General features: G+C 68.9%; 21 protein-coding genes and 1 tRNA gene. 16 read left to right on the top strand and 6 right to left on the bottom strand.

The annotated features are described in order from the left end of the window. Positions 1–11 precede the first annotated feature (11 nt). The 7 genes from ACZK4S_RS09385 (at position 12) to ACZK4S_RS09355 (ending at position 6,150) form a co-directional block, all read left to right on the top strand. Positions 12–719, top strand: coding sequence for a uroporphyrinogen-III synthase (locus ACZK4S_RS09385; RefSeq protein WP_369819254.1), 708 nt, complete (start codon positions 12–14; stop codon positions 717–719). After that, entirely contained in the window at positions 716–1,681 is a 966-nt protein-coding gene (gene hemB, locus ACZK4S_RS09380; RefSeq protein WP_527252166.1) for a porphobilinogen synthase, read from the top strand. Before ACZK4S_RS09385 ends, hemB begins: the two co-directional genes overlap by 4 nt. Further along, a complete protein-coding gene (hemL, locus tag ACZK4S_RS09375) occupies positions 1,669–2,952 on the top strand; it encodes a glutamate-1-semialdehyde 2,1-aminomutase (protein ID WP_463644071.1) in 1,284 nt (427 codons plus the stop codon). Before hemB ends, hemL begins: the two co-directional genes overlap by 13 nt. A 35-nt stretch (positions 2,953–2,987) precedes the next feature. After that, entirely contained in the window at positions 2,988–4,658 is a 1,671-nt protein-coding gene (gene hemC / locus ACZK4S_RS09370) for a hydroxymethylbilane synthase (protein WP_463644070.1), read from the top strand. Between the two features lie 171 nt (positions 4,659–4,829). After that, positions 4,830–4,902, top strand: a tRNA-Ala gene (locus tag ACZK4S_RS09365). Between the two features lie 385 nt (positions 4,903–5,287). Further along, entirely contained in the window at positions 5,288–5,665 is a 378-nt protein-coding gene (trxA, locus tag ACZK4S_RS09360) for a thioredoxin (protein ID WP_182766509.1), read from the top strand. Continuing rightward, the gene (locus ACZK4S_RS09355; protein ID WP_463644069.1) at positions 5,662–6,150 is read left to right on the top strand and encodes a hypothetical protein; all 489 of its coding nucleotides are present in this window, start codon (positions 5,662–5,664) and stop codon (positions 6,148–6,150) included. The genes trxA and ACZK4S_RS09355 overlap by 4 nt, the downstream gene beginning before the upstream one ends. On the opposite strand, the gene ACZK4S_RS09350 is transcribed toward ACZK4S_RS09355, so the two are convergent. From ACZK4S_RS09350 to ACZK4S_RS09340, 3 genes are read right to left on the bottom strand one after another with little or no spacing between them, the layout of a single operon-like run. Then, entirely contained in the window at positions 6,147–7,052 is a 906-nt protein-coding gene (locus ACZK4S_RS09350; protein WP_463644068.1) for an SDR family oxidoreductase, read from the bottom strand. The two genes, ACZK4S_RS09355 and ACZK4S_RS09350, sit on opposite strands and share 4 nt — an antisense overlap. A gap of 53 nt (positions 7,053–7,105) precedes the next feature. Continuing rightward, entirely contained in the window at positions 7,106–7,396 is a 291-nt protein-coding gene (locus ACZK4S_RS09345; RefSeq protein ID WP_076059170.1) for a hypothetical protein, read from the bottom strand. Then, positions 7,393–8,637, bottom strand: a complete 1,245-nt coding sequence (locus ACZK4S_RS09340) for an inorganic phosphate transporter (protein ID WP_076059167.1) — start codon at positions 8,635–8,637, stop codon at positions 7,393–7,395. Before ACZK4S_RS09340 ends, ACZK4S_RS09345 begins: the two co-directional genes overlap by 4 nt. A gap of 157 nt (positions 8,638–8,794) precedes the next feature. On the opposite strand from ACZK4S_RS09340, the gene ACZK4S_RS09335 reads away from it, so the two are divergent. The 4 genes from ACZK4S_RS09335 (at position 8,795) to ACZK4S_RS09320 (ending at position 12,706) form a co-directional block, all read left to right on the top strand. After that, positions 8,795–9,490, top strand: a complete 696-nt coding sequence (locus tag ACZK4S_RS09335; RefSeq protein WP_463644067.1) for a M48 family metallopeptidase — start codon at positions 8,795–8,797, stop codon at positions 9,488–9,490. Continuing rightward, positions 9,487–10,344 (top strand): 3-methyladenine DNA glycosylase, encoded by an 858-nt coding sequence (locus ACZK4S_RS09330; RefSeq protein ID WP_463644066.1) that lies wholly within the window; start codon positions 9,487–9,489, stop codon positions 10,342–10,344. Before ACZK4S_RS09335 ends, ACZK4S_RS09330 begins: the two co-directional genes overlap by 4 nt. A gap of 149 nt (positions 10,345–10,493) precedes the next feature. Next, on the top strand, positions 10,494–11,744 hold the full coding sequence (locus ACZK4S_RS09325; protein ID WP_463644065.1) for a L,D-transpeptidase family protein: 1,251 nt from the start codon (positions 10,494–10,496) through the stop codon (positions 11,742–11,744). Positions 11,745–11,776: 32 nt separating this feature from the next. Continuing rightward, positions 11,777–12,706 (top strand): DMT family protein, encoded by a 930-nt coding sequence (locus ACZK4S_RS09320; protein ID WP_463644064.1) that lies wholly within the window; start codon positions 11,777–11,779, stop codon positions 12,704–12,706. Here the strand turns inward: ACZK4S_RS09320 and ACZK4S_RS09315 are convergent. Beyond that, the gene (locus tag ACZK4S_RS09315; RefSeq protein ID WP_463644063.1) at positions 12,681–13,319 is read right to left on the bottom strand and encodes a hypothetical protein; all 639 of its coding nucleotides are present in this window, start codon (positions 13,317–13,319) and stop codon (positions 12,681–12,683) included. The genes ACZK4S_RS09320 and ACZK4S_RS09315 overlap by 26 nt on opposite strands. A 28-nt stretch (positions 13,320–13,347) precedes the next feature. Further along, the gene (locus ACZK4S_RS09310; protein WP_463644062.1) at positions 13,348–14,247 is read right to left on the bottom strand and encodes a DUF4192 domain-containing protein; all 900 of its coding nucleotides are present in this window, start codon (positions 14,245–14,247) and stop codon (positions 13,348–13,350) included. A gap of 113 nt (positions 14,248–14,360) precedes the next feature. On the opposite strand from ACZK4S_RS09310, the gene ACZK4S_RS09305 reads away from it, so the two are divergent. From ACZK4S_RS09305 to ACZK4S_RS09290, 4 genes are all read left to right on the top strand, one after another. Next, positions 14,361–15,284 (top strand): carbohydrate kinase family protein, encoded by a 924-nt coding sequence (locus tag ACZK4S_RS09305; RefSeq protein WP_182766501.1) that lies wholly within the window; start codon positions 14,361–14,363, stop codon positions 15,282–15,284. Positions 15,285–15,338: 54 nt separating this feature from the next. Continuing rightward, the gene (leuS, locus tag ACZK4S_RS09300; RefSeq protein ID WP_463644061.1) at positions 15,339–17,807 is read left to right on the top strand and encodes a leucine--tRNA ligase; all 2,469 of its coding nucleotides are present in this window, start codon (positions 15,339–15,341) and stop codon (positions 17,805–17,807) included. Between the two features lie 120 nt (positions 17,808–17,927). Then, entirely contained in the window at positions 17,928–18,743 is an 816-nt protein-coding gene (locus tag ACZK4S_RS09295) for a helix-hairpin-helix domain-containing protein (RefSeq protein ID WP_463644060.1), read from the top strand. Between the two features lie 22 nt (positions 18,744–18,765). Continuing rightward, a complete protein-coding gene (locus tag ACZK4S_RS09290) occupies positions 18,766–21,069 on the top strand; it encodes a ComEC/Rec2 family competence protein (protein ID WP_463644059.1) in 2,304 nt (767 codons plus the stop codon). Positions 21,070–21,079: 10 nt separating this feature from the next. Here the strand turns inward: ACZK4S_RS09290 and ACZK4S_RS09285 are convergent, their stop codons facing one another. After that, on the bottom strand, positions 21,080–22,075 hold the full coding sequence (locus tag ACZK4S_RS09285) for a Gfo/Idh/MocA family protein (RefSeq protein WP_076059148.1): 996 nt from the start codon (positions 22,073–22,075) through the stop codon (positions 21,080–21,082). A gap of 97 nt (positions 22,076–22,172) precedes the next feature. Between ACZK4S_RS09285 and holA the strand changes: the two genes are divergently transcribed. Further along, complete coding sequence (gene holA / locus ACZK4S_RS09280) at positions 22,173–23,141, top strand: DNA polymerase III subunit delta (protein ID WP_076059146.1); 969 nt, start codon at positions 22,173–22,175, stop codon at positions 23,139–23,141. The last annotated feature ends 10 nt before the right edge of the window (positions 23,142–23,151 follow it).

Below are 23,151 nucleotides of genomic sequence, written 5' to 3'. Positions count from 1 at the left end.
GCGGCGAGGACGTGCTGGCCGGCCTGCGCATCTTCGTGCCGCGCGCGGACACCGGAGACCTGGTGGGCGCCCTCCGCGCCGCGGGCGCCGAAGTGGTGGCCGAGCCCGTCCAACGCCGCGTGACACTGCGCCCAGAGGGCAGCTTCACCGACGCCGACTGGGTGGCGCTGACGTCGCCCGCCACGCTGGAGGTGCTCGACGAGTTGGGGATGACCATCCCCGAGCAGGCCCGCGTGGCAGCCGTCGGTGCGGCGACGGCGCGGGCGGCGCGCGAACGCGGCATCGACGTGGACCTGGTGCCGCAGGGTGCTTCCAGCGCCGCGGCCCTCGGTGAGGCCTGGCCCGCGGGCAGCGGACGGGTCGTCATCCCCGGGTCCGCGCTGTCGTCGACGGTGCTGGCAGAGGAAGTGAGACGCAAGGGCTACGCGGTGGACCAGTTCGCGGTCTACACCATGGAGCCCCTGGACGACGTGCCCGGCAAGCTGCGGGGCGAGTATGAACGGTGCCTGTTCGACGTCGTGGTGATCCTCGCGGGCTCGATGGGGCGCGCCGTGGACCAGCTGCTGGGGTGGCCGCAGGGTCTGCAGGTGGTGGCCTTCGGCCCGCCGTCGGCCGCCGCGCTGCGCCAGCTGGGCGTCGAAGTGGCCGCTGAAGCCCGCACCCAGGACGCCGAAGGGCTCATCCACGCCATAGCCAACCTCCCGAAGGGACATCGATGATCCAGTTCCGACCACGCCGCCTCCGCACCACGGCGGCCATGCGCCGGCTCGTGCGCGAGATCGAGGTGCGTCCCTCGCAGCTCGTGCTGCCCATGTTCGTCTCGGACGTGCCCGGGCAGATCTCCTCCATGCCCGGCGTGCGTCGCCACGGCAGCGACCAGATTGCGCGCGCCGCCGAGGGTGCAGTAGCCGCCGGAGTGGGCGGGCTGATGCTGTTCGGCGTGCCGGAGGACGCGGCCAAGGATGAGCAGGGCTCGCAGGGCTGGGCCGAGGACGGCATCCTGCAGCGGGGCCTGCGGGCCGTACGCGACGCCGTCGGGTCTGACACGGTCATCATGGCCGACACCTGCCTCGACGAGTTCACCACCCACGGGCACTGCGGTTTCCTGACCGCGGACGGCGCCGTCGACAACGACGCGACGCTCGCGGCCTACGTCTCGATGGCCATCGCCCAGGCCGAGGCAGGGGCCCACGTGGTGTCGCCGTCGGGGATGATGGACGCCCAGGTGGAACACATCCGGGCCGGCCTCGACGGGCAGGGGTTCCAGGACACCGCCATCCTCGCGTACGCCGCGAAGTACTCCTCGGCGTTCTACGGACCCTTCCGCGAGGCGGTCGGCTCGTCCCTGCAGGGGGACCGGCGCACCTACCAGCAGGACCCGGCCAACAGGCGCGAGGGGCTGCGTGAGGCCGAGCTGGACCTGGCCGAGGGCGCCGACATCGTGATGGTGAAGCCCGCCGGCTACTACCTCGACGTGCTCAGCGACGTGGCCGCCGCGTCGGACGTTCCCGTGGCCGCCTACCAGGTGTCCGGCGAGTACGCCATGATCGAGGCGGCCGCGGCGCAGGGCTGGATCGACCGCCGCGCCGCAGTGACGGAATCGGTGACCGCGATCGCGCGGGCCGGTGCAGATATCGTGCTCACCTACTGGGCGGAGGAGTTGGCGACGTGGCTGAAGTGAACCTGTTTGCGCGGGCGAAGGAGATCATCCCGGGCGGCGTGTCGTCGCCCGTGCGGGCGTTCGGCTCAGTCGGCGGTGACCCGGTCTTCATCCGCGAGGCCCGCGGCCCGCATGTCGTCGATGTCGCCGGGCGTGAATACGTGGACCTCGTCTGCTCCTGGGGGCCTGCGCTGCTCGGCCATGCCCACCCGCAGGTGATCGAGGCCGTCAGGGAAGCGGCCGGCCGTGGCCTGTCCTTCGGCGCGCCCACACTGGCGGAGGTGGAACTGGCTGAGGCCATCCACGCGCGCGTCCCGGTGGCGGAACAGGTGCGCTTCGTCTCCACCGGCACCGAGGCCACCATGACCGCCATCAGGCTGGCGCGCGGCGCCACCGGCCGCGACGTCATCGTCAAGTTCGCCGGCTGCTACCACGGGCACTCCGACGCGCTCCTCGCCGCTGCCGGTTCCGGCGTCGCCACCCAGGGCCTGCCTGGTTCCGCCGGCGTGACGGCTGCGGCTGCAGGCGACACCATCGTGGTCGAGTACAACGACCTCGAGGCGCTCGCCAGGGTGTTCGACACGGCGGGGGAGCGCATCGCGGCAGTCATCACGGAGGCCGCGCCCGCCAACATGGGCGTGGTTCCGCCCGCTCCGGGCTTCAACGCGGGCCTCCGCGAGATCACCGCCCGCCACGGTGCGCTGCTGATCGTCGACGAGGTGCTGACCGGTTTCCGGGTGGGTCCGGGTGGCTGGCTCGGTCTCGAGGGGGGCTACGCCCCGGACATCGTGACGTTCGGCAAGGTCGTTGGTGGCGGCATGCCGCTGGCCGCGCTCGCCGGGCGCGCGGAAGTCATGCAGTTCCTGGCCCCCGTCGGGCCGGTCTACCAGGCGGGCACCCTGTCCGGGAACCCGCTGGCCACTGCGGCGGGTCTCGCCACGCTGCGCCTGGCCGACGAGGCCGTCTACGCCCACGTCGACCGCCGCTCCCTGGACTTGCAGGCGGCCGTGACAGAAGCGCTCACCGCAGCCTCGGTGCCGCACACCATCCAGGCGGCCGGGAGCCTGTTCTCCGTCTTCTTCCGCGACGGTTCCGTCGCCGACTATGAAGACGCCAAGGACCAGGACACCCAGGCCTTCGCCCGCTTCTTCCACGCCATGTTGGACGCCGGGGTGGCGCTCCCGCCGTCGGCTTTCGAGGCCTGGTTCCTCTCGGCCGCCCACGACGACGCGGCCATGGCCCGCATCACGGACGCCTTGCCGCTGGCGGCGCGGGCTGCTGCTGATTCATGAGAGGCTAAGCAGCAATCACATCGGAAGGATCTTTCGTGAAGCTTCGGTTGGGTACGCGTGGTTCAGCATTGGCGCTGGCACGCTCCGAGATGGTTGCTGAGCTCCTCAGGGCGCAGGGCCATGAAGTCGACATCGTACGGGTGGCCACGGAGCACGTGGACACCATTCACATGGCCGACGGCTACTCCCTCGGCGTGTTCGCCCAGGAACTGCGCACGTCGCTGCGCAGCGGCGCGGTCGACGTCGTCGTGCATTCCGTCAAGGACGTCCCACTGTCCGACCGCCCTGAGGACCTCACGTTCGCCGCAGTGCTGAAGCGTGGCGACCATCGCGATGCGCTGTGTTCGCTCAGGGGCATGCCGCTGGCTGCGTTGCCGCGCCGCTCCCGCATCGGCATCACGTCGTTGCGGCGCCTCGCCCAGCTGCGCGCGCTCCGCCCGGATCTCACGTTCGTCGATGTCGGCGGCACCCTCCAGGACCGCCTGCGCCGGCTCGAGCCGGGCGACCTCGACGCCGTGGTCGTGTCGGCCGCCGGGGTGCATGCCCTCAAGGTGGAGGACCGGGTGGCCGAATACCTGCCCATCCTCACCGCACCCGGCCAGGGCGCGCTGGCGCTCGAGTGTCGCCGGAGCGACGAGGAGACGCTGGAGGCGGTACGCGAACTCGACGACGTCGAGACCCGCATCTGCATCGAGGCCGAGCGCGCAGTGCTGACGGGTCTCAACACCACCTACCTGGCCCCTGTGGGAGCCCTGGCCACCCGCCGCGGCATCCTCGGCCTGAAGGCGGGCATCTTCTCGATCGACGGCACCAAGCGCACCGTCCTGGAAATCGGGTTGCCCACCTCCGAGTACCACGCGCAGCGCACCGGTCACAACGTGGCCGAGGCCTTGAAGGCGCGCCGGGCAGACCGGTTCATCACCGCCGAGGCGCTGGAGACCGTCAAGATGACGGCTGACCACGCCGACGACTCCACCTTCATCGAGAGCTCGGAGGACGACGACCGCGTCAGGGTGCTGTTGCCCCGCCAAGAGGGGCGGATCAGCCAGGCCATGCGCGAGAACGAGTTGCGCGTGGACTGCGTGCAGCTCCAGGAGGCACGCCTGCTCTCGGCAGACAACATCATCGGCGACGCCGACTGGGTCGTCATCCCGTCAGGGCAGACGGTGTGGGCGTTGCGCGAACGAGGCTGGGACATCCCGGCGCACACGAAGGTCGCGACGATGGGCTCCACCACCCAGCGCACCGTCGAGGATTCGGGGCGCCAGGTTGATCTGAGCCCCGAAGGCACCGCCAGCTCCCAGAAGCTCGTCGAGCTGTTCCCGCCGGCCGACGGTGAGCAGCGCGTCGTCATCCTGTGCGCGGACCAGCTCTCCACCAAGCTGGAGACCGGGCTCCGCGCGAAGGGCTACACCGTCGATCGCAGCGAGATCTACACCATGGCGGACGTCGCGGAGATCGACCCGGCCCTGCGCACCCGCTGGGACGACGGGGCGTGGGACGCGGTCTTCCTCAGCCAGCCGTCGCTGGCCCATGTGTACGCCAAGACGCTCGGTCACCGCGATGACGTCCGGGTGCTCGCCTGGGACGAGGCCACTGCGGCTGCTGTCCGTGAGGAGGGCGTCGACGTCTTCGCCGTCGCCAAGTCGAAGGACACCTTCGGTATCGCTGATCTCGCCCGTCAGCTCCACAAGGCGCGCCGCTAGTCCTGTGTGCCGACGGGGAGGCTCGGAGTGCGCGAGATGGTTCCGCACACCGGGCCTCCCCGTCGATTATTCCGGGGCATCCGAACAACGAACTCCCGATTTGTAGTTCTCTCGGAGCATGCGCTAAAGTTTTTCGAGTCGCCGCAGGGCGGCAGTCGCGAAAGTGACACTGGGGCTATGGCGCAGTTGGTAGCGCGCTTCCATGGCATGGAAGAGGTCAGGAGTTCGAATCTCCTTAGCTCCACAAACTAACGGGCGTCTGGCTAGGCCAGACGCCCGTTTTCCGTTTCGCGTGATACGTAGGGGTACGTCTGGGTGCTTGAGCGAAACTGACGGTCTTCCCAGTAGGTGGGCCGACAAGGTCAGCAACGTGGGCAGACTTCGCATCACGACTCGACAACAGGCAGGCTAAGAGCCTGTGGGCCTGACATCCCCGTCGTCATGGGGACCGGCACCGGCACGTCCGCCATCAGCGACGGCGACGCCATCACGGTCGACGGGACACGGGGCCGGGTGACGCGGGGAGCGCGGGGAGCGCGGGGATGACGGCCCGGTCCTGTTCTCCGGTAGGTTTTCGTCGTCAGCGGACAGATTGGCTCCACATACCGGTGGGGGTATACGATCAGGGCATGGCAACCGTTGAAATCACCAAGGAAAACCTCGAGCAGACCATTGCCGGCAACGGCATCGTCCTCCTCGACTTCTGGGCGGCCTGGTGCGGCCCCTGCCGTCAGTTCGGCCCCATCTTCGAAGAGGCTTCGGAGAAGCACCCCGACATCGTCTTCGGCAAGGTGGACACCGAGGCGCAGCGCGAGCTCGCCGCGGGTTTCGAGATCATGTCGATCCCCACGCTCATGGCCTTCCGCGACAACGTCATCGTGTTCTCCCAGGCCGGTGCGCTGCCCGGTGCAGCGCTCGAGGAACTGATCGAGGCCGTCGAGGCGCTCGACATGGACGAGGTCCAGGCTGAGATCGCCAAGCAGAAGGCCGGCGCGGAGGTCCAGTGACCCTCCCGGTCCAGCTCCAGAGCGAGCCGCGAACCTTCACCGCCGAGCTGGCCACGTGGCCAGCTCGGCGGTGGTTCTTCGCAGTGGGCACCGCCGTGGCCACCGTGCTGGTCGTGGCAATTCCCACCGCTCTCATCCCGAACCCGGTCTTCGGACGCGAGATCCCGCCGACGGCGTGGGCCTGGCCCGTGCTCATCGTGACCTCGGTCCTCGCGGGCCTCGTCGCTGCCACCTACGTGGCGCGCAAGGACACGGCCGACGCGGAGCGGGGCGGGAAGCTGGGTGCCGCCGGGGCGTTCTTCAGCTTCTTCGCCGTCGGCTGTCCGGTCTGCAACAAGCTGGTGCTCATCGCACTGGGCTACACCGGGGCCCTGCAGTACTTCGCTCCGGTGCAGCCCTTCCTGGCGGCGGCCTCGGTGCTGTTGCTCGCCGTCGCACTGGTGCTCCGGGTGCGCCGGGAGCGGACCTGCCCGCTGCCGGCCTAGAAGACGGGGCGGCCGCCCGTGACCCCCAGCACGGTCCCGGACACGTAGGACGCCTCGAGCGGGCTGGCCAGGAAGACGAAGGCGCCGGCCATCTCGGAGGGCTGACCAGGACGCCCCAGGGGAGTGTTGAGCCCGAACTTCGGCATCTCCTCGGCCTTCTTGGTGGCCGGCTGCAGCGGCGTCCAGATCGGGCCCGGGGCCACGGAGTTCACGCGGATCCCCTTGGGCCCGAGTTCGGCCGCCAGGTTGACCGTGTAGTTGTTGATGGCAGCCTTGGTGGCCGCGTAGTCGATGAGATCCACTGACGGGTCGTAGGCCTGGATGGAGCTCACGTTGATGATGCAGTCGCCCTTGTCGAGGTAGCCCAGCGCTTGCTGGGACAGCCAGAACAGGGCGTAGAGGTTGGTCTTGAAGGTCCGGTCCATCTCCTCCGTCTTGAGGTCTGCCAGACCGCCGTCGCGCCGGGCCCACTGGAATCCTGCGTTGTTGACCAGGATGTTGAGCCCTCCCAGCTGGCGGGCGGCGTCGTCGACCACCTTGCGGGCGATGGCCTCCTCGGTGATGTCTCCCGGGAGCAGGACGCACGTGCGGCCCGCCTCTTCGACCAGCTGCTTCACGTCCTCGGCGTCGGACTGTTCCTCCGGGAGGTAGCTCAACGCCACGTCGGCGCCTTCGCGGGCGTATGCGATGGCCACGGCCCGCCCGATGCCCGAATCGCCGCCGGTGATGAGGGCCTTCAGGCCATGCAACCGGTCACGGCCGATCCAGCCCTCCTCGCCGTGGTCCGGGAGGGGCGTCATCTCGGTCGTGAGCCCGGGGGGTGTCTGGCTCTGGGCGGGGAATGCACCCTTGTCCATCGTCTTTGCCTCAGCTGCCTTGGTGATTGCGTGCAGATCAGTCATGCGTTCCAGTCTTGTTCGCACGACCGCCGGGCCAAACCCCCTCAGGGGTGGAACTACTTGGGCACGAACATCGGGTAGATGTTGTCGAAGCTCAGCCGGTAGCCCATGCCGTGCGACACGATCACGCTGATCCCCAGGACAATGGCGACGATGACGACGCCGAACGCGAATCCCGCCACCACTTTGGCGAGGGGGTGGGGTGTGTGGTCGTCCACGTTCTGGTGGGCGCCGTAGGACAGGGCCCTGATGCCGAGCGAGAAGACGGCCGGGAGACCGGCGCCGAGCAGGAGACCCGCGAGCAGGACCTGCGATGCGCCCTCAAGGGCCAGCCAGAGGTTGTTCATGCCTTGCTCCTGACCCGGCGGTGGGGCCCGGCGGGCTGCTCAGGCAGCTGCCGCTGGGTGACGTCCTCGACCCATTCGTCGTTGACGTTCTTGTGGTCGACCCTCGACTTCTGGGAATGGAGGTACATCCACCCGGAGGCGATCGCCAGGATGAGGAAGATCACGATGGAGCCGAACAGGCCGCCCAGACTGTGACCGACGAACCACATGGCGGCGCCGACGATGCCCGCGGCGGGCAGCGTGATGGCCCAGGCCATCAGCATGCGACCGGCCACCGACCAGTTGACCTTCGCGCGCTTGCCGAGGCCAGAGCCGAGGATGGAGCCGGTGGCGACGTGGGTGGTGGACAGGGCGAAGCCCAGGTGGCTGGAGGCCAGGATGACCGCCGCGGAGGACGACTCCGCGGCCATGCCCTGAGGTGCGCTGATCTCGACCAGGCCCTTGCCGAGCGTCCGGATGATGCGCCATCCGCCGATGTAGGTGCCCAGCGCGATGGCCAGCGCGCACGCCACCTTGACCCACAGCGGCACCGCTGTGAGGTCCGTCCAGGTGCCGGTGGCGATCAGTGCCAGCGTGATGACGCCCATGGTCTTCTGCGCGTCATTGGTGCCGTGCGCCAGGGAGACGAGCGACGCGGAACCGATCTGTCCCCAGCGGAACCCGCTCTCGCGGTACTTCTCCGCAACCCCCTGGGTGATGCGGTACACGAGCCACGTGCCCACGGAGGCGACGGCGATGGCGATGGCCGGCGACAACAGGGCGGGCAACACGACCTTGCCGATCACCCCGTCGAGCTTCGTGCCGTCGCCGGCCCACTTGACGCCGCTCACGCCGAGCCCGGCCATGGTGGCGCCGATCAGCCCGCCGAACAGCGCGTGCGATGAGCTCGACGGCAGGCCCAACAGCCAGGTGAGCAGGTTCCAGACGATGGCACCCACCAGGCCGGCCAGGATGATCAGCAGCAGCGACATGCCGCCGTCGCCGATCAGCTCCGGGCGCGGCGCGCCGCTGGAGTCCTGGATGTTGACCACGGCGTTGGTGACGGTCAGGGCGACCTCCACGGACAGGAAGGCTCCCACCAGGTTCAGGACGGCCGACAATGCAACCGCAACCTTGGGGGAGAGGGCCTTGGTTGCGATCGACGTAGCCATCGCGTTGCCCGTGTCGTGGAAGCCGTTCGTGAAGTCGAAGGCAAGTGCGGTGATAACGACAAGCGCTAGCACGATGAGTTCGGGGGACACCCCCCTAGTCTGCAACCATCTGGCCCTCAACACGCAATCGGGGCAGGATAATCCTCACACTCTCCAGCGTGGTGGCATCTCGGGGAAATGTCGGTGGACAACAGGGTGTCGGGGTGCTGTGCGGGGAAATGTCCCGAGGCCCTCCTACGATGTGGGCATGACTCCTCGACGTCCCCCCGCCGCGCTGCTCCAGGTGGGCAGCGTCTCGGCTGAGGTGACGTACAAGCCCATCAAGAGCCTGCGGATGCGGGTGGTCCCTCCCGACGGCGTGGTGAAGATCTCCGTCCCGCTGGGGCTGTCGGAGGAAACCGTCACGGAATTCGTGCGCAGCCACGAGCATTGGTTGCTGAAGGCCAGGCAGCAGGTCCGGCTCGCCCACCCGCCGCAGGAACCGTTGACGGATGGGGGGCGAGCCAGGCTCTGGGGCCGGTGGCATGAGGTGCGCACTGATGAGGCGGGCAGGGCGGGCGCCCGGTTGGAGGACGGCGTCCTCGTGCTGTCCGGTCCGGATGAGGACGCCCGCAGACGGGGGCTGGAGAACTTCTACCGGCGCGAACTCCGGGCCGCCCTGCCTGACCTGTTCGCACTCTGGGAACCGCGGGTCGGACGCCGTCATGCCTTGGTGAAGCTGCGGCGCATGACCTCGCGCTGGGGCACGTGCAATATCCGGACGGCCGCCATCACCTTCAACACCGCGCTGGCGGAACATCCGCCCACCGCGCTGGAATACGTCGTCGTGCACGAGTTGATGCACCTCATCGAACGCGGCCACGGCCCACGCTTCGTCGCCGGGATGGACCGGTTGCTGCCCGAATGGCGCCAGCGACGCAAGGCCCTGAAAGGTCATCCGTGAGGGTGCTGGAGGCCGCTGAGTGGCAGGAGCGGGCCGAAATCCACCGCGGGCGCGTCACCGCCGAACTGGCGGAGGTGGTGCGGCGGAGGGAACGCGGCCTCAAGCACCCCGTCGACGACTTCCTGTTCCAGTACTACAACCTGAGGCCCAGCCACCTGGCGCAGTGGCATCCGGGTGCCGGCGTCGGCCTGGCCGGGGGAGAGGCTTTCGCGGAGCGTCAGTTTTATGCGAGGACGGGACGGGTGACCGTGTTCGACGCAGCGTCCTTCCTGGCCAAGCGGGGTGGCACGGTCGAAACGGCGCACAGCCTCCTGGCTGCCGCGGCGGACAGGGCCCCGCGGTTCGGGTGCTTCGGGATGCACGAGTGGGCGATGGTCTACCGGCTGCAGGAGGGCGAGACGCGCCACCCCTACCTGAAGCTGCGCTTCGAGCCGGCGGAGGTGGCCCGGATCGTGGAGGAGGTGGGCTGCCGCTGCACGCATTTCGACGCGTTCCGCTTCTTCACCGAGCCCGCCCGGCCGCTCAACGTGCTGCAACCGACGCGTGAGACGCAGCCTGACCTGGACCAACCGGGTTGCCTCCATGTGAACATGGACCTCTACCGCTGGGCCGGCAAACTCTCTCCCGCCGTGGGTTCCGAGCTGCTGTTCGAGGCCTATCTCCTGGCGCGCGACATCCGCGAGGTGGACATGCAGGCCTCCGCCTACGACCTCGCAGACTGGGGCTACGAGCCCATCCCTGTCGAGACGGCAGAGGGGCGGGCCTGCTACGCAGCGCTGCAGCGTGGGTTCGCGGAGCGGGCGGTTCCCCTCCGACACGAGATCCTGCGGGTGATCAGGTCGCTCGAATCCTGAAGTGCGGGCAACCGACGACCGCACTGAGGCGTAATACGGATGAGAAACCCGTCCGACAGGAGCACTCCATGCACCGCCGCTTCGCGTGTCACACCGAGACCCGCCCCTCCGCGTCATACGATGCACGCGTACGAACCGCTCTTCCCCCTGTGAGGTTCACCATGTTCTCCGTGCCCAGTGCCCGGCGCTTCGCCATCGGCGTCGTTGCCGCCCTCAGCCTCTTCGCCGCTGCGTGCGCGCCGGAAGCGCTCGCGCCCCAGGCCGGGCCGGCGCCCACCGTCGCCAATCCCGGAGCAGGCGCGGTCACCGACGAGCCCGTGGTCCTGCCCGACGTGACGCCCACGGCGGAACCGGTCGTCGTCCCGGCGAAGCCGAGCGTCGTCCCGTCCGTGCCGGCCGCTGAGCCGACCACCGCGCCGAGCGCCGAGCCCCAGCCGTCTGTCGAGGTCCCTCAGCCCACCGCTGAGCCGGAGACCTCAGAGACGCCGGAGGTGGTGCCGACGGTGCCGCCCCTGCTGGCGCCCGGAGACGACTCGGAACAGGTGCGGGAACTGCAGCACCGGCTCCTCCAGCTGAACTGGATGTCGGGGAAGATCACCAGCGACTACGGCGACGCGACGCGGCTCGCCGTGGAGGGCTTCCAGGTGAAGCGTGGCCTCCCCGGCACGGGAGAGGTCGACCAGGTGACATGGGATCGACTTGTCGATATGACGCGCATGCCCACCGCAGACGAGATGCACAACGTGCTGAAGCCGGGGCCAGCCCTCCTGAAGACAGGCAGCACCGGGGATCAGGTCAAGGACCTCCAGGCCCGCCTGAAGCAGCTCGAGTGGTACCTCGGACTCGTCGACGGCCAGTACGGGCCCAAGACGGCCGAGGCGGTCACCGGCTTCCAGACCAAGCGGGAGATCCCGGTGACCGGTGAGGTGGACCAGCGCACGCTGGACCGCCTCGCGTCGATGACGCACGAGCCCACCCTCGATCAGCTCAACAATGTGGTGGCCGCCCCCGCGGAGGCCAAACTGACCCTGGACGACCGCTGCCTCCAGGGCCGGGTGATCTGCATCTCCAAGACGCAGCGGAAGCTCGCCTGGGTCGTCGACGGTGAGGTCAAGATGTCGATGGACGTGCGGTTCGGCTCCGAACTGACGCCCACGCGCGAGGGCACGTTCTCCGTGGGCTGGAAGTCGCGCAACCACGTCAGCAAGCTCTACGGCTCGAAGATGCCGTTCGCGCTGTTCTTCAGCGGGGGACAGGCCGTCCACTACTCCAGCGACTTCGCCGCCCGCGGCTACAACGGCTCCTCCCACGGCTGCGTCAACGTGCGCGACAGGGCCGCGGTGGAGGCACTGTTCGATGCGGCCAAGGAGGGCGACAAGGTGGTCGTCTACGTCGGATAATCTGAAGGTCTGACCCGACCGAAGGGACCCTCGTGATTTACCTGGCCATCGCCATGCAGGTGTGCGGCTCGTTCCTGTTCGCCAGCGGTGCCATCCTGCAGAGTCTGGGGGTCAAGAGCCAGTTCGACGCGGATGCGGTCACCTCCTCCAACAGGTTGTCGCTGAAGGGCCTGCTGAAGCTCTTCACCGTCCCGAAATGGGTCATCGGCCTGGGCCTGGTCTTCGCCGGCGCGGCGATCCACCTGACGGCCCTGACGTTCGCCCCGGTGTCGGTGGTGCAGCCGGTGGGCATCCTGGCCGTGCCGTGGTCGGTACTGCTCGCCTCGAAGATCCACAAGCACAAGATCAACGCCAGGCTGTGGGGCGCCGTCGGTGTGACGGTGCTGGGCGTGGTGGGCTTCACCATCTTCTCGTCGCAGTACGCGACGGGGGAGAAGCAGTTCAGCTTCCCGGCGATGCTGTGGTCCTTCGTGGTGGTCTGCGTGCTGTGCGCGGCCCTGTCCTTCTTCGCCACCCGGGCGGTGGCCTGGGCGAAGGCCATCCTGTGGTCCTCTGTGGGCGCCATCTTCTACGGTCTGGCCTCGGGCTTCATGAAAGCCGCGATGAACCTCATCCAGAAGCACGACCAAAGCTTCGGAAGCTGGCAGTTCCTGGCCACCGCCGCCATGATGCTGCTGTGCTACATCCTGGGCGCCTGGATGATCCAGCAGGGCTACGCCTCCGGCCCGGCCGAGATCACCGTCGGCACCATGACGACGGTGGACCCGTTCGTCGCCGTCGTGTTCGGTCTGGTGGTGCTCGGCGAGGGCATCGGGATGGGCGCCGGCCCGGTGCTGGGCATGATCGTGACCGGCGCCATCGCCGTCTCCGGTGTCACGCTGTTGTCGAAGGATCATCCCGACGCGGTGGAGGAGCGCCTGCGCGCCCAGGCTGACTTCAGCCCTTCACCGGCAGAGCGTTGAGGGCCACCCGTCCGGAGGGCGTGGTCAACACGATGGTGGAATCCGCTCTCGGCATGATGAAGGTGACCGTGCCCTCATAGGGCTGGCCCTCCCGCGCGCTGAAGGCCCGCATGTCGACGGGGTCGTAGCTCAGCCTCGTCTCGTTCGTGAACGCGAAGATGGCGAAGGCGAAGTCGCCCTGCTCCACCTCGACGCGGATGCGCAGGTCCAGCTGGTCGCCGTTCCAGGAGTAGCCGACGATCTCGAAGATGCCGTCCCCGTTGCCCTCGAACGGGATGAAGTTGCCCGTGCGCTCAGGGCTGGGTTCTGCCGTGGCGGCCGCAGAGGGGCTGGCCCCGCTCTCCGGGGAGGCCGATCCCAGGAACTGCATGCCCACGATGACGACCGCGATCACGGCCACCACGCCCAGCACGATGAAGAGTGTGGACCGGGGGCGCTTGGGAGGCTGGAGATCTTCGTACGACGGCGGCGCCGGCGGCTGCTGCCCGAACGGCTGCCGGGGGTCCCTGCCCTGTGCATCATGGAACTGCGTCGGGCGCCAGGACGGGTCCTGGCTCGCCCACGGTGAGTTGTTCCCGTTGCCCGGCGGCGGGGGCCACTGCGCGTTGCTCATGAGGGCAGCGTACTTGCCCGGGTGAAACCTATTCGTCCCATCTCTGGGGCGGGATGCCGTGCTGGTGGACGCTCGCCAGGAGCATCCCGATGGGATGGGTGGGGTTGAGGGTGGCCATCTGCTCGATGCACGCTGTGGCCTGCGCGCCGTGCCCGGACAACCATGAGGCGATGCCCAGCAGAGCGACCACCGTCGGCTGGGCGAAGCCCGGTGTCACGCGGCGGGCAGCGAGGAGGTTGTGCCAGATGACCTCCGCGGTGGACGTGTTCAGCCGGGTGGTCAGGGCGGCGGAGCGGTCCTCGTCATCCAGCAGACAGGCGAGCATCAGGCCCTCCTGCACTTCCAACGGGGTCTGGGCTTCGGCCAGTGCCTCGAGACGGGCCAGGCCCTCGGCTTCGGAGAACCCGGCGATCTCGGCAAGGGCCCGGTCGACCTCGCTCTGAGCGGGCGGCTCCCACGTCTGGACCGGGGCCACCGCCTCCTCCCGCGAGGCGTAGATGCTCACGCCGTTGTAGACGGCGTGGGCGGCCACCGGGCTGGCGTCGAAGTCGTAGGCCACGGGCCCCTCATCGTCTGTGAGGGACCAGTAGTGCGAGCCGTCGGTCACCAGCGCCTCTGCCACCCGCTCGGCGCCGAGGACGTCTGCCAGTTCCATGACCGATGCCCAGGCCAGGTCCAGATCCTTCGAATAGCCGAGCAGGATGAACCTGACGCCGTCGATGTGGGAGGTGACGTTAAACATCTGGTCCGCCACCCGGTCGAAGTGGGTGCGGAACCATTTCGCCTCGAGGCGTGAGGAGAAGCTCACCACCTTCCCCTGCATCCCGAGCAGGACGACGGAGTCAGAGGGGTGGAAACCGAACATGAACGACGGGAGGGCCAGCAGGTCGGCACGGGTGGTGCCGCGGAGGACAGGAAGCGTGTGCATGCCATTACTGTTGTCAGCGGGCTTCCGGGATCACCACGGACCCGCTTCCTTGTGGATAACCGAATGCTGAGGTCGGCGCGACGGCCCGGCGGCGGGTGGCGTAGATTGCGGCCATGCGTTTTGTGGTGTGTGGCGAAGCCCTCATTGATCTGATGCCGGAAGAACAACTTTCCCCAGCCGAGAGCCGGTGGATCGCCCGGTCCGGGGGCGGCCCGTTCAACACGGCCACCGCACTGGCCAAGCTGGGGGAGGACGTCCACTTCCTGGGTCGCCTGAGTTCGGATTCCTTCGGCCGCCAACTGCGCAGCCACCTGGAGACGGCAGGGGTGCAACTGGACCTCGCGGTCCCCACCGATGAAGCGACCTCGGTTGCCGTGGTCTCCCTCGACGTGGAGGGGAAGGCCAGCTACTTCTTCCACTTCGACCAGACGTCCAACTTCAACTGGCGCAGGGACGAGTTCCCCACCGTCGCCCCTCAGGACTGGCTGCACTTCGGTTCCATCGGCTCGGTCATCGGCCCAGGCGCCAAGCACGTCCTCGACTTCGTGCGCGGCACCGAGGCGGCCGTCAGCTTCGACATCAATGTGCGCCCCTCCACGCTGCCGGACCGCGCCGAGTACTTCGGGCTGGTTTCAGACCTGATGACGGCCGTGGGGCGCAACGGGGGCATCGTCAAGGCCAGCGACGAGGACATCGCCTGGTTGGTCGACGACGACTCGGACCCGCTGGCCTACGCGGGAGCCTGGGCCGAGGAACACGACCTGGCCATGTTCATCGTCACGCTCGGCCCGGATGGGGCCGCCGCGGTCAAGCCGGACGGCAGGGTGGTACGCGTGCCGGGCCACTCCGTCGGCGTCATCGACACCGTGGGCGCGGGCGACACCTTCATGGCGGGGTTCCTCTCCGCCTACGCCCACCACCCCGACGACGTGGCCGGCGCCCTCGACAGGGGCACCGCCGCCGCCGCGATCGTCTGCACCCGCAAGGGCGCGCAGCCCCCGACCGCCGCTGAGGTGGATGCGTTCCTGGCGATATAGTGAGTCTCCGCGCCGTCTCGGCGCGGGAATTCGTTGTGCAATCAGGAGAGAGTCGTGAGCCAAGAGGCTGTGCAGTACGACAAGGTGCAGGCCCAGGAGAAGTGGCAGGCATTCTGGGAGGAGGACGAGACCTTCCGGCCGCTGGATGACGGCAGCCGCGAACGTCGCTACGTCCTCGACATGTTCCCGTACCCCTCCGGCGACCTCCACATGGGCCATGCCGAGGCTTACGCGATGGGCGATGTCGTCTCCCGGTACTGGCGGTTGCGCGGCTACGACGTCATGCACCCCATCGGCTGGGACTCGTTCGGGCTGCCCGCGGAGAACGCGGCAATCAAGGCCGATGCGCACCCCGCCACCTGGACGTACAACAACATCGAGACCCAGGTGCGCTCCTTCAAGCGCTACGGGCTGAGCCTCGACTGGTCACGGCGCCTCCACACCTCGGACGAGGAGTACTACCGCTGGACGCAGTGGCTGTTCAACCGCTTCTACGAGCGGGGACTCGCCTACCGCAAGGACTCCTTCGTCAACTGGTGCCCGCAGGACCAGACGGTGCTGGCCAACGAGCAGGTCATCGACGGCCGCTGCGAGCGCTGCAAGTCCGAGGTCACCAAGCGCAAGCTCAACCAGTGGTACTTCAAGACCACGGACTACGCCCAGGAACTCCTCGACGACATGTCGCTGCTCGAGGACGGCTGGCCGGATCACGTGCTGGCCATGCAGCGCAACTGGATCGGCCGCTCCGAGGGCGCGCACGTCGACTTCACCGTCGAGGGCCGTGAGAAGCCCATCACCGTGTTCACGACGCGTCCGGACACGCTGTTCGGCGCGACGTTCATGGTGGTGGCCCCCGACGGCGAACTCGCCGCAGAGCTGGTGACCGACGAGCAGCGCCCCGCGTTCGAGGCGTACGTCGAGCAGGTGAAGCGGACCACCGAGATCCAGCGCCAGTCAACGGAGAACGAGAAGACCGGTGTGTGGCTCGGCGTCCACGCCACCAACCCTGTCAACGGCGAGCAGGTGCCGATCTGGGCCGCAGATTACGTGCTGGCCGATTACGGCACCGGCGCGATCATGGCCGTGCCGGCGCACGACCAGCGCGACCTCGATTTCGCGCGCAAGTTCGGGCTGCCGGTGCGCACCGTGCTCGATGTCGACGGCACCAACCCTGAAGAGACCGGCATCGCCACCGTCGGCGACGGTGCCTACCTCAACTCGGGCGTTCTGAACGGTCTCACGGACAAGGCCTCCGGCGTCGCCCGGATCACGGAGCAGCTTGAGGCCGAGGGCAGGGGCACCGGCACCGTCCAGTTCCGCCTGCGCGACTGGCTGCTGTCGCGCCAGCGCTTCTGGGGCTGCCCCATCCCGGTGATCCACTGCGAGAAGTGTGGCGAGGTCCCGGTCCCCGACGACCAACTGCCGGTCCGGCTGCCGGATCTGCGCGGCTCCGCGTTGGCACCCAAGGGCACCTCTCCGTTGGCGTCGGCCTCGGACTGGGTCAACACCGAGTGCCCCACCTGTGGTGGACCCGCGAAGCGCGACACCGACACGATGGACACGTTCGTCGACTCGTCCTGGTACTACTTCCGCTACTGCTCGCCCGGATACACCGAGGGCCCCTTCAACCCTGAAGACGTGGCGAAGTGGATGCCGGTGGCGCAGTACGTGGGCGGCGTCGAGCACGCCATCCTGCACCTGCTGTACATGCGGTTCTTCTCGAAGGTGCTGCGCGACATGGGGCTGGTCTCGTTCGACGAGCCCATGCTCCGCCTGCTGAACCAGGGCCAGGTCATCAACGAGGGCAGGGCGATGAGCAAGTCGCTCGGCAACGGCGTCGACCTGGGTAAGCAGATCGACGAGTTCGGTGTGGACGCCGTGCGTCTCACGATGATCTTCGCCGGCCCGCCGGAGGACGACATCGACTGGGCCGAGGTCTCGCCGGGCTCCAGCCTGAAGTTCCTCCAGCGCGCGTACCGCCTGGCCGCAGACGTCGACTCCCAGCCGGGCGTCGACTTCGCGCAGGGTGACCCGCAGCTGCGCAAGGCCACCCACAAAGCCATCACGGAGATCACCCAACTGTTCGACGGCGGGCGCTTCAACGTGGCTGTCGCGCGCACCATGGAGCTGGTCAACGCCACCCGCAAGACGATCGATTCCGGCGCCGGTGGCTCTGATCCCGCAGTGCGGGAGGCCGTCGAATTCGTCGCCCAGGCGCTGAGCGTCGTGTCGCCGTATGTGGCGGAGGAGATGTGGGAGCTGCTCGGCCAGCCCCCGTCGGTCGCCAACAGCGCCTGGCCCACGGCTGATCCCGCCCTCACCGTCGACGACACCGTCACGATGGTGGTCCAGATCCAGGGCAAGGTGCGCGGCAAGCTCGAGGTTCCGGCCGACATCACGGAGGAGGACGCCCTCGCGGCGGCCCTCGCCGACGATGCGGTCCAGCGCTCGCTGGCCGGCCGCGAGATCGTCAAGGTCATCGCCCGTCTGCCCAAGATGCTGAGCCTCGTCCCGGGCAAGTAGTTCCCACCCCTGACCCGGGCGCGCTGCGCCCGGGCCAGGGGGCTGAGGCCTCTGGCAGTACTTGTCCACAGGGAGGCCATCTCGTGGTGATTCGAACCTGGTTCTGACCACCATGGAGGTATGCAGCACACCGATGCGGAGGAGATGGCCCGCGCCCGGCTCGCCTACGTGAGCGCCGGCAGGCCCTCTCTTGGCGCGCCCCGGCGTGGCCTCCCCGAACCTCCGGTGCCGGAGCCTCCCCTCCTGTCGCCGCCGCTTCCGGCTGAGCGCACCTCACCCGCGTCAGCCGGGCCGACACCGGTGGCCACCACGAGCCGGGTGCCCACGTTGACCGTCAAGCACCTGGTGGTCGTCGCCGTGCTCCTCCTCTGCGGCGTGGGGGTGGCCGTCGCTGCTCTCGGTCGCAGTGCGGCGACGGAAGTGCCCATTGCGCCCGTCACGGTCAGCGCGGCCCCGGTGGAACCGTCGTCGCCCGCCCCGGTGAAGATGCTGCGGGTCCACGTTGCCGGAGCGGTCGCTGAGCCCGGCGTCGTCGAGCTGCCGGAGGGCACCATCGTCGAGGACGCCATCCTCGCAGCCGGTGGTCTGGCTGCCGACGCTGACCCGGCCGAACTCAACCTCGCCGCCCAGGTGTCCGACGGAATGCAGATCGTCATCGGTACCGTCGGGAAGCCCAAGGGCGACCTGGTGGGCGCCGAGCCTCCGCCCGCGGGGGCCGCTGGCGGTGCGGCGGCAGGGGGAGTGGTAAACCTGAACACGGCCACTGCTGGTGAGCTCGAGTCGCTTCCCGGAGTCGGCCCGGTGACCGCCGGCGCAATCATCGGCTGGCGTGACGAGCATGGGCCCTTCACTTCTGTGGAGGAACTGCAGGAGATCAGCGGCATCGGCCCGAAGACCTTCCAGAAGCTCCAGCCGCTGGTCACCATCGGCTCCTGACGGTGTGGAAGGGCTGGGGAGGGTGACTCATGACTGGCGGCTGGCTCCGCTGGCCCTGGCCACGTGGGGGGCGGCGTGGCTCGGCTCGTCCGGCTGGCGGCCCGAGCGGGAAGCAGTCATCGCGGCCTTCGTCGGTCTCCTTCTGCTGGCGGTGGTGGCCGTGCGCGGCCGTCGCGCCTGGACAGCGATGATCATCGCGACCTTCACCGTGACCCTGCTGATGTCCGGGGTGCAGAGCTGGCAGCGGCACGCGTCGCCCGTTGCTGAGCTCGCTGCCGACGGGGCGATCGGTACGGTGCGGTTGAAGCTCCTTGCCGAGGCGCAGCCGGCTGAGGGCGTCGTGATCGGCCACGCCGAACTGATCTGGGCGGAGGCCAGGCAGAAGCGGGTGGAGTCGAAGGTGCCCGTCGTCATCCTCGCGAGCGGTGCGGTGTCCCAGGAGTTGCTGGGGCTGACCGCCGGCGGCACGTACGAGGTGCGTGCCCGACTGCGTGCCCCGGAGCCGGACGACGCCGCCGTTGCGGTCCTCAGCCTGCGTGAGATCGGCTCCGAAGTGACCGGGCCCGGCATCGTCGACAGAGCCGTCAACGCCATGCGGCAGGGGTTGCGCGACGCCGTGGCGCACTCGCCGCCCCGCCAGCGCGCGCTGGTCCCGTCCCTGGTGGTGGGTGACACTTCGGCAGTGGACGCGGCGATGCGTGACCAGTTCCAGGTCACCGCTCTGACGCACCTCATGGCGGTCTCGGGCGCCAACCTCACCTTGATGCTCAGCGTGGTTCTCGCCGCGGTGCGCGGGCTGGGTCTGCGGGGGTGGAGCGTACGGGTGGCAGCGCTCGGCGGAGTGGTGGCCTTCGTTTTGATCTGCGGCCAGGAGCCCTCGGTCTACCGCGCCGCGGCCATGGGGTTGGTGGCGTTGGCAGCGATCGGTGTGGGTGCGGGCCGGCGCACCATCCGCTCGCTCTGCGTGGCGGTGCTCATCCTGGTGTGGCTCGACCCGTGGATGGCGCGTTCCATCGGCTTCGCCCTGTCCGCCTCCGCCTGCGCCGGCATCGTCCTGCTGGGGCCCCTCTTCGTCGCGGCCATCTCGCGGTGGGCTCCCCGATGGGCGGCGGAAGCGCTTGCGGTGCCCCTCGCAGCCCAACTTGCCACGCAGCCGATCATCACGGCGCTGAGCGACCAGGTCTCGGTCGTCGGGGTCCTCACCAACGTGCTGGCCGGACCCTTCGTCGGCCCCACCACCGTCCTCGGGTTCGCCGCTGCGCTGCTGTGCCCACTGCCATGGCTGGCGGCCGGCCCCGGCTGGCTGGCCGGCTGGTGCGCGCAGCCCATCCTGTGGCTCGCGGAATTCGGCTCGGTTCTGCCCACCGCATCCTGGACGTGGAAGGGCTCGGCCCTGGGTGTCGCTCTGATCACGCTCGGCTCCGCCGCACTCGCCGTGGTGCTGCTGCGGGCCCTCCGCCACCGATGGGGCGGCGTCGGGTTCATCAGCCTCTTCGTGGCGCTGGCCCTCGTGCGGCCGGTGCCGCTGGGCTGGCCGGGCGAATGGCAGGCGGTCTTCTGCGACGTGGGCCAGGGCGACGCCACGGTTCTCAACGCCCGCGGAGGCGCGGCCGTCGTGATCGATGCCGGGCCGGAACCGCCGGCCACGGTGAGCTGCCTGGAGTCGCTGCAGGTCGAGGCCATCCCCCTACTGATCCTGACCCACTACCACGCGGACCATGTCGGGGGCGCGGAGGCGCTGATCGCCCGCTACCGGCCGTCACTGGTTCTGGTCCGCTCTGGTCCCCACCCACCGTGGCTGGAGGACATCGCGCGCGAAACCGGCACCGAGGTGCGCTCAGCGACGCCGGGCGAGGTGCTGGAGGTCGGCGACGTGACGTGGCGCACCGCGTCCGTGTGGGAACCCGCTGGGGCTGCCGTCGCGGAGGCCGAGGGGGAGGGTTCCGCGGAGAACGACGCCTCCGTCGTCGGGGTCGGCTCCAGCGGCTCCCTGCGGGTGCTGCTCGCGGGGGACGCGGAGCCGGCCGGTCAGGGTGTCGCGCTGCGGGCAGCGGCACAACTCGGCGTGGACCTCGAGGCGCACGTGCTGAAGCTGCCGCATCACGGCTCCTCCCGCCAGGAGCCGCGCTTCTTCGCGGCTTCCGGTGCGGCGCTGGCGGTGGCGAGCGCCGGGGAGGGCAACTCCTACGGTCACCCGAGCGTCAGCGCCATGGACCTGGCCCGCTCCCACGGGATGGAGATCGTCCGAACTGACACCCAGGGCTCCATCGCCGTGGCGTTGGTGGGGGAGAAGCTGACGATCCGGACCGCGGCGGGAGCGGGATGAGGGGGTTGCCCTAGACGGTGGTCTCCCGCGGCTCCAGGCCGGCGGCGCGGTACATGGCATCGATGGCCCGCATCATCGCCACCGAATCGTCTGGGCCGGTCAGCACCGGGGTGCCGTTGCGGACCGCGTCGACGAACACGGCCAACTGGGCCGCGTAACTCGTGGGCTGGGTGGGCACCTCCACGGTCGTCACTCCCGCGTCGTTGGTCAGCGTGAGGGTGTTGCCGTCCTGGGGTTTCACGAAGCCCTCCACCTGGATGACACCCTTCGTGCCGGTGATGATGCAGGTCTGGCGCTCCTCGTCCTCCAGCAGCGAGCTGGAGATGCGGCCCGTGACGCCGCCCGGGAACCTCAGTTCCGCGCTGAGTGCCTCGTCGAGCCGCGGATCGTCCGACGGCCTGGCTTCCGCGGAGACGACCTCCGGCTCTTCGCCCACCACGCTGCGCACGAAGTGGAGGCTGTAGCAGCCGAGATCCATCGTGGCGCCCCCCGCGAGGGACTGGTTGTAGCGGATGTTGGAGCGGTCCGGCAGATTGATGTCGAAGTGTGCCTCGGCCTCCACGAGGTCGCCGATGGCGCCGTCGGCGATGAGCTTCAGCGTCTCCGCCATGAGCCGGTGGTAGCGGTAGTGGAAGCCCTCCATGACGACGCGGTCGGAGCCTGCGGCCCGGCGGGCGACCTCCTCCGCCTCGTCGGCGTTCGACGCGAACGGCTTCTCCACCAGCACGTGCTTGCCGGCGTCCAACGCGGCCACGGTCCACTTGCCGTGCTCGGAGTTGGGCAGCGGGATGTAGACCGCATCGACGTTGGGATCTGCCAGCAGCGCCTCGTACGAGTCATGCACGTGCCCGATGTGGTGTTCGGCGGCGAAGCTCTCAGCCCGGCCCCGGTCGCGGGCTGCGACGGCGTACAACTCGACGTCGCGATTCGCCTGGGCCGGTGTGATCAGGGCCTGGGGCGTGATGCCGGCGGCACCGAAGATACCGAAGCGGACGGGCTGATTCATGGAAGAACTCCTCACTGAGCGGAACAGACCCGAGTCTAGTGATGACGACGAGCTCCGCGCCGCGACAATGTCGCACGAGCCTGGCAGGATCAGAGGCATGACTTCGTCCCCGTTCGGCACGGCCATCCTCATCTCCGGTCCGGAACAGCTGCTGGCGCAGCGCGCCGTGGCCGAGATCAGGTCCAGGGCGTTGGCCGCGCATCCTGAGGCGGGGATCAACGAGATCCACGCCACGGAGCTTGAGGATTCCATGCTCTCGGAGGTGATCGGCGGCTCGCTCTTCTCCAGCCACACGCTGGCGGTGATCGACGACGTGGGCTCCACCCCGGCGTCGGTGGTGGACCAGCTGGTGGCCGCCGCGTCCAACCCGCCGGAGGAACTCTGCCTCATCCTGCTGCACCCCGGCGGTGTGAAGGGCAAGGGCCTCATCGACAAGTTGAAGAAGGCCAAGGTGCCGGTGGAGACGGTAGCGGCCCTCAAGCCCTGGGAAGTGCCCGGTTTCGTCGCGGCGGAAGCCAAGCGGCAGCGCATCCGGATGCAGGCTGATGCGGCCGAGGAACTGGTGGCGGCCGTGGGCCATGACCTGCGGGCCCTGGCCTCGGCCATCGATCAACTCATCGCTGATTCGGGTGCCAACGAGATCGACGCGGCCCTGGTGCGCCGCTACTTCGCGGGCCGGGCAGAGGTCTCCGGTTTCGCGGTGGCCGATGCGGTGGTCGCCGGCAACGCCACCCTCGCCATGGAGCGGTTGCGCTGGGCGCTGGAGACCGGCGTGGCACCTGTGCTGATCACCAGTGCGGTGGCCAGTTCGTTCCGCGGGTTGGCGAAGTATCTCGATGCGCAGAACAGCCGGCTGCGCGGCGCAGACCTGGCCCGCGAGATCGGGGTGCCCCCGTTCAAGCTCAAGGATTACGCCAGGGCGTCGAACACCTGGCAGGTGGGTGGGGTGGCGGAGGCCATCCGGCTCATCGCCCGCGGTGACGCGGAGGTCAAGGGCGCCGCCACGGACGCTGCCTTCGCGCTCGAGCGCATGGTCTTGGGCGTGCTGCAGCAGCGTCGTCGCTGACGCTGCACCG

The sequence above is a fragment of the Tessaracoccus zhenghani genome, from assembly GCF_055326325.1.
Note: the sequence above shows the minus strand (reverse complement) of the source record. Positions and strands in the feature narration are given on the sequence as shown.

What these genes read in the sequence shown, in the direction of transcription:
- hemB (WP_527252166.1), top strand. Translation starts at nt 716, where the DNA reads ATGATCCAGTTCCGACCACGCCGCCTCCGCACCACGGCGGCCATGCGC.
- trxA (WP_182766509.1), top strand. Translation starts at nt 5,288, where the DNA reads ATGGCAACCGTTGAAATCACCAAGGAAAACCTCGAGCAGACCATTGCC.
- ACZK4S_RS09350 (WP_463644068.1), bottom strand. Translation starts at nt 7,052, where the DNA reads ATGACTGATCTGCACGCAATCACCAAGGCAGCTGAGGCAAAGACGATG.
- ACZK4S_RS09345 (WP_076059170.1), bottom strand. Translation starts at nt 7,396, where the DNA reads ATGAACAACCTCTGGCTGGCCCTTGAGGGCGCATCGCAGGTCCTGCTC.
- ACZK4S_RS09335 (WP_463644067.1), top strand. Translation starts at nt 8,795, where the DNA reads ATGACTCCTCGACGTCCCCCCGCCGCGCTGCTCCAGGTGGGCAGCGTC.
- ACZK4S_RS09315 (WP_463644063.1), bottom strand. Translation starts at nt 13,319, where the DNA reads ATGAGCAACGCGCAGTGGCCCCCGCCGCCGGGCAACGGGAACAACTCA.
- ACZK4S_RS09310 (WP_463644062.1), bottom strand. Translation starts at nt 14,247, where the DNA reads ATGCACACGCTTCCTGTCCTCCGCGGCACCACCCGTGCCGACCTGCTG.
- ACZK4S_RS09305 (WP_182766501.1), top strand. Translation starts at nt 14,361, where the DNA reads ATGCGTTTTGTGGTGTGTGGCGAAGCCCTCATTGATCTGATGCCGGAA.
- ACZK4S_RS09295 (WP_463644060.1), top strand. Translation starts at nt 17,928, where the DNA reads ATGCAGCACACCGATGCGGAGGAGATGGCCCGCGCCCGGCTCGCCTAC.
- ACZK4S_RS09285 (WP_076059148.1), bottom strand. Translation starts at nt 22,075, where the DNA reads ATGAATCAGCCCGTCCGCTTCGGTATCTTCGGTGCCGCCGGCATCACG.
- holA (WP_076059146.1), top strand. Translation starts at nt 22,173, where the DNA reads ATGACTTCGTCCCCGTTCGGCACGGCCATCCTCATCTCCGGTCCGGAA.